At 72.7% G+C, this 6000-nt stretch carries 5 protein-coding genes; all 5 read left to right on the top strand.

From position 1 onward, the window contains the following. Positions 1 to 93: 93 nt before the first annotated feature. A complete protein-coding gene (locus tag KDK95_RS09845) occupies positions 94 to 765 on the top strand; it encodes a sigma-70 family RNA polymerase sigma factor (RefSeq protein ID WP_212517758.1) in 672 nt (223 codons plus the stop codon). Positions 766 to 780: 15 nt separating this feature from the next. Next, positions 781 to 3624 carry an ATP-binding protein gene (locus KDK95_RS09850; protein WP_212517759.1) on the top strand — a complete coding sequence of 948 codons (2844 nt, stop codon included), beginning with the start codon at positions 781 to 783 and terminating at the stop codon, positions 3622 to 3624. Positions 3625 to 3715: 91 nt separating this feature from the next. Beyond that, a complete protein-coding gene (locus KDK95_RS09855) occupies positions 3716 to 4624 on the top strand; it encodes a hypothetical protein (protein ID WP_212517760.1) in 909 nt (302 codons plus the stop codon). A gap of 108 nt (positions 4625 to 4732) precedes the next feature. Further along, positions 4733 to 5050: a hypothetical protein gene (locus KDK95_RS09860; protein WP_212517761.1), complete on the top strand. Its 318-nt coding sequence runs from the start codon at positions 4733 to 4735 to the stop codon at positions 5048 to 5050. Positions 5051 to 5190: 140 nt separating this feature from the next. Then, a partial coding sequence (locus KDK95_RS09865; protein ID WP_249160809.1) for a protein kinase domain-containing protein occupies positions 5191 to 6000 on the top strand: 810 nt, incomplete at its 3' end.

Raw genomic sequence — 6000 nt, forward strand, 5'->3', positions numbered from 1 at the left:
GGAAAAGGTCAGTAGAAGTGGCGGATGTCTCGACGGACACCGTGGTTGAAGCTTGGAACACGTACGGTGCTTTCCCGCGAGAAGAGACGGACGATGACCCCTGCATCGCCTGCCGCCTGCCTCGAGCAGGCCCCTGCCCACGCCGCTCACACCGCCCATCCCGTCCGCCCGGCCGTGGCCGCCCCGCCTGCCGCGGCCACCGCGGCCGCCCGGCCCGGCCCGCCGCGCAGCGCCGCGTACCGCATGCGGACCATCTACGACCTGCACTCGGCCGCCCTGCTGCGCACCCTGCTGAACTGGACCTACGGGGACTGGCAGGCCGCCGAGGACCTGATGCAGGAGACCATGGTGCGCGCCTGGCGGCACCTGGAGACCCTCAACGCCGACCCGCAGACGCTGCGCCCCTGGCTGTTCACCGTGGCCCGCCGGATCGCGATCGACCGCTTCCGGGCCCGCACGGTCCGGCCGCCGGAGACCGAGCCCGAGTCGCTGGACGAGGCCGTCGAGCCCGGTGAGCCCTACGAGCTGCTGCTCGACCGGGAGACCGTGATCGGCGCGCTGCGCGAGCTCAGCGAGGTGCATCGCAGTGCCCTGGTCCAGGTCTACCTGATGGACCGCACGGTGCCCGAGGCCGCCGCCGCGCTCGGCGTACCGGAGGGTACGGTGAAGTCCCGGCTGCACCACGGGCTGCGCGCGGTGCGCGCGGTCGTCGGCTGCGTCGGCCGCTGCCGCCCCGGCGCCGAGTGCCAGGGAGCCTGCGCCTGAACTAGCATTGCTCCGGTGCTGAGCGACCCGGATAAGAACCCTGCGGAATTTTTCATCGGCCGGGCCGGCCTGCGGGCCGCCCTGGCGCAGGCGCTGGCCGAGCTGGCCGACGGGCGCGGGCGCTCGGTGCTGATCGAGGGGGAGCCGGGCATCGGCAAGTCGGCGCTGGCCGCCGCCGTGCTCGGCGAGACCGACGCGCGGATCGAGGTGCTGCGCGGCGGGTGCGACGAACTGGGGCGCCGCTTCCCCCTCTCGGTCCTGGTGACCGCCCTCGGGGTGAGCGCCGACGCGGCGGACCCGGACCGCGCGCGGGCCGCGCGGCTGCTGGCCCGGCCCGCCGAGCCCGGTTCCGCGCACCGGCCGGCGGTCGCCGCCGGCGACGGCGCGACGGCCGCCGCCGAAACCCTCGCGGAACTCGTGGACCGGCTCTGCGCGCGCGGACCGGTGCTGCTGGCCGTCGACGACCTGCAGTGGGCCGACGACGCCAGCCTCGCGCTGTGGAGCCAGCTCAGCCGCGTGGCCGCGCAGTCCCCGCTGCTGCTGATCGGCCTGTGCCGGCCGACGCCGCGCCCCGACGGCCTGGCCGAGCTGCGCGCGGAACTCTCCGCCGCGGACCACGGCCTCGTCCTGCCGCTCGATCCGCTCCCCGACGCCGAGGTCGCCCGACTCGCCGCGCGGCTGGCCGGCGGCGAACCGGGGCCCGCGTTCGCCGAGGTGCTGGCCTCCGCGGCCGGAAATCCGCTGTACCTCAGGGAGATCGTCGACGCGCTCTGCCGATCCGGGCGCCTGCGGTCCGAGGGCGACCGCGTGGAACTCGCCGCGGCCGAACCCGGCGACCCGTCCGTCGCCTCGCTCGCGGGCGCCATCGCGGACCGGCTCGACTTCCTGAGCCCGCGGTGCCGCACCGTGCTCCAGGCCGCCGCCCTGCAGGGCCTGGTGGTCACCGCCGAGCAGGTCTGCGCGCTCGCCGGACTCCCGATGGCCGAGATCGAGCCCATGCTGCGCGAGGCGACCGAGGCCGGCGTGATCGAACCGGCCGGCCCCGCGCTGCGCTTCCGGCACGGCCTGATCCGCCAGGCCCTGTTCGAGTCCATGCCCGAGGCGCTGCGCGTCGCCATGTACCGGGACGCGGCCCAGCAGCTCATCGTCTCCGGAGCCCCCGTCGAACGCACGGCCGAGGCGGTGCTGCGCGCCCTCGACGCCGCCGACGGCTGGGAGCTCGACTGGCTCGTGGACAGCGCCGAATCCCTCGCGTACCGCGCGCCCGCCATCGCCGTCGAACTGTTCGAGCACGCGCTCGCCCACACCGGCGGCGCCGTGGACGAGCGGACCGGCCTGCTCGAAGACAAGCTCGCCGCCGTGCTCTTCCTGACCGGCCGCTACGAGCAGGCCGAGACGCTGGCCCGGAGCATCCTCGCGAGCGGGCCGGAGGCCGAGCGCCGCGGCTACGCCTCGTGGATCCTCGCGCAGGTGCTGCTCCGCGTGGCCCGCTACGACGAAGCCCTCGAATTCGTCGCCGAGGCCACCGGGACCGTGAGCGCGCTGTGGGGAGCACGGCTGTCCGTGGTCCGCGCGATGGTCCTCAACCGCACCGCCGACCCGGCCGCCGCCCGCGACGCCGCCGAGCGCGCACTACGGCTCGGCGAGGACCTCCACGACCCGCTGACCATCGGCTACGCCCTCCTGCCGCTCTCGCTGCGCAGCGTCACCGAGGGAGACCAGACGGGCGCCCTCGAACGCATGGACCGAGCCCTGGCCGTCATCGAGGACGATCCCCGGCTCGACGACCTGCGCATGATCCTGCTGACCAACCGGGCGACCGTCCTGGACGTCCTCGACCGCCAAGAGGAGTCGATCGCCTCACTGCGCCGAGCCGCCGCGATCGGCGAACGGACGGGCACCGCCCGTCTCAATATGCTGCGTCTGCACATCGGCACCGCGTCCTTCAACCGCGGCGACTGGGACGACGCGCTCACCGAGTTCGACGCACTCGGCGACCTGGAATCCTTCGTCGACCTCCCGGTGGTCTACCACGGTATGTGCGCCCTGATCGCCGCGCACCGCGACGACGCCGAGGCACTCACCGCCGAGTTGCGGGCACTCGACGAGATCGGCGACGTCGACTGGGCCGCGGCCCTGATCCCCGGCCTCGCGGCCCGCAGCCTCGCCGCGGAGCGCGAAGGCCGGCTCGCCGACGCCGCCGAGATCCTGCGCGTCCTCGTCGACCCCCGGGAACCGCGCTTCCACGAGGCGCGCGCCGACTGGCTGCCCTACCTCGTACGCACCGCACTCGCCGCCGGTGACACCCGGCTGGCCCAGGAAGCCGCCGACGCCGCGCTCGAGGAGTACGAGGTCGAACCCATCGCCTACAAGCGGGCCATGCACGGCTGGTGCCGCGGCCAGGTCGAAGCGGACCCGGAACCCGTCCTCGCCGCCGCCGAATACTTCCGTGCCGCGCACCGCCAGATGGAACTCGGCAGCGCCCTGGAAGACGCCGCCGAACTCCGGGCCGCCGCCGGCGACCTGGAAGGCGCCCGCGCCGACCTGGCCGCCGCACTCGCCGTCTACGCGGCCCTGGACGCCTCCTGGGACAGCCAGCGGGCCGCCGCCCGGCTGCGGCGCTACGGCGTCCGCCTCGGCGTACGCGGGCCCCGCCAACGCCCCCGCCACGGTTGGGCCGCGCTCACCGACACCGAGCTGCGCGTCGCCGAACTGGCCGCCGCCGGCATGTCGAACCCTGACATAGCGGCCAGGCTGCTGCTCTCCCGCCGGACCGTGCAGACGCACGTCTCGCACATCCTCGGCAAGCTCGGCGCCCGCTCCCGCCGCGAGATCGCCCGCTACGCGACAGAGCACTGAACGAGGACCGGGCGGGCACTGAACGATCCGCGCCGCGCGCCCGTACCCCTGTGCGTCGGGGACCGGGTACGGAAGGAGCGGATGACAGGCGATGAGCGACGGCAGCTACAACTACGCGAATCTCGTCATCGATTACAGCCTGCTGAATCAGGCGGCGACCGACATCTCGGCCCTCTCGCCCGAGATCTCGAAGATCAAGGGGGCCGCCCACGCGGTGTACCGCGGCGGCGAGACCTACAGCGTGCCCGGCCAGAACAACGACAACAACGCGGAGCTCGGCCCGTACGAGGGCGGCCTGTACGGCGCGATGGGCCGGTTCTACGGCCGGTGGGCCACCGACATGTCGAACGCGATGGACTCGCTCAACAAGATGGCCGGGTACTTCAAGGGCGTCGCCGACAGCTTCATGGAGACCGACGCCTCTCAGGCCGCCGGCCTCAACATGAGCGCCGCCATGTCCGCAGTCCTGCGCTACCCGATGGCGCTGGACCAGTGGTACACCGACCAGGCCAACGCGGCGAAGGAGGGCGTTGCCTTCACCGAGCCCGAGCCGACTGCCCCGAGCAGTCCCTTCAGCCTGGCCGGCAGCAACAACAACGTGACCACGACGTACACCACGCAGACTGACACCAACGTGCCGGACGCCGACAAGTCCTCGCACACGACGAACGAGGTGTTCGCCAGCGAGACCACCACGGTGACCGTCAACGGCATGACCTACAAGGAGACCACGACGTTCCAGGCCGACCAGGGCTGGGGCACGAACGGCTCCCCGACGCAGAACACGACGCAGGTCATCAACAACCCGGACGGCTCGACCGACACCATCACCACCACGACGAACACCAGCGGCGCCGGGAACATGACCGACGTCAACAGCGACGGCACCACCACCACGTACACGCGCGCCGACTGGAACTCGCCTTGGGTGGACACCTCGCCCACGGACACGAGCTCCTCGACCAGCAGCGGCCCCGACGCCGCTCCGTTCGTCGACTAGTCCGCCGGAGGGCCCGACCGCCGGACACCACCAGACCGCCGGGTCGCCGAGACCTGGCCGGCCACCAGGCCACCGCCCACACCACTCCGAACCGAAAGGCAGCCAGCCATGCCCGATATCGATATCAATTACGACGACATCACCCAGGCCTCCACCCTGCTGAACAACGCCGCGAACAACACCATCGCGCCGGAGCTCACGACCCTGTACAACCGGGTCGACGCGCTGCTCAAGGACGGCGGCGGCCTGTACATGATGCAGACCAGCCCGGCGATCTGGGCCCAGTACGAGCAGTTCGACACCTCGGCCCGCCAGTGCGTCTCGGCGATCACCAGCTTCGCCAGCATGTTCTCCAGCCTGGTCACCAACCTGCAGTCGATGGACAAGAACCTGGCCTACAACGTCTCGAACCCCTCCGGCGGCTGATCCGCGGCCGCGGATCCGGCCGAGGGATCGCCGGGCGCGGGGCGCCGCGGCGGTCCGCGGCGGACGGCGGCGGACGGCCGCGGCCGGGAAGCGAAGGGGGCTTGGCGGGCCCGCAGGACGTGGAGGAGAAAGTGACCGTGATGCCGGGCTCCCCCCAGGCGATCTTCGCGGACCTGGCGGCGTCGCTCGGCGTGACCGAGCTGGTGCCGCTGGCGCAGGGTGGGCAGAAGTTCGTACTGCGCGCGCTGCGCGAGGGGCAGCCCGTCGCGGTCAAGGCCATGCTGGTTCCGCCCGGCCCGGCCTACGCCGCCGCGCTGGACCGGGCGCGCCGGGAGACCGGGATACTCGCGGCGGTCGACTCGCCGCGAGTGGTCCGGCTTCTCGGCGAACTCCGGGAACTGCGCTACGACGGCGTCCTGCCGTACGGCGTCGCGTGGGTCGAGGAACTGCTCGACGGCACCGACCTGGACAAGCTCCTGGGCACGCCGTGGCCGCCGGTCGAGGCGGCCCGGCTGCTCCTGCACCTGGCCGAGGCTTTGGCCGCCCTGCACGAGAAGGGCATCGTCCACCGCGACCTGAACCCGGTCAACGTCCGCAAGCGAGCGGACGGCGCCTACTGCGTCATGGACCCCGGCCTCGCCCACCGAGCCGACGAGCCCGACCCCGCCGACGCCCACTGCATCGGCACCGTCGGCTACCTGAGCCCCGAACACGCCCCCGGTGCCAAGGTCGTTCCGCAGAGCGACGTCTACTGCCTCGGCATCCTGATCTACCGCGCCCTGACCGGCGACCTCCCCCCGAAGCCCGACGCAGCTCTCCCGATGGACCCGTCCGACATGAAGCTCCTCCCCGAGGGCCCCGAGCCCCTGGCCACGATCGTCCGACGTTGCCTCCATCCCGACCCCACGCACCGCTACCTCAACGGCGCCGCACTCCTCACAGAGCTGGCT

This window comes from Actinospica acidithermotolerans (assembly GCF_018139625.1).
GTDB classification, from domain to species: domain Bacteria; phylum Actinomycetota; class Actinomycetes; order Streptomycetales; family Catenulisporaceae; genus Actinospica; species Actinospica acidithermotolerans.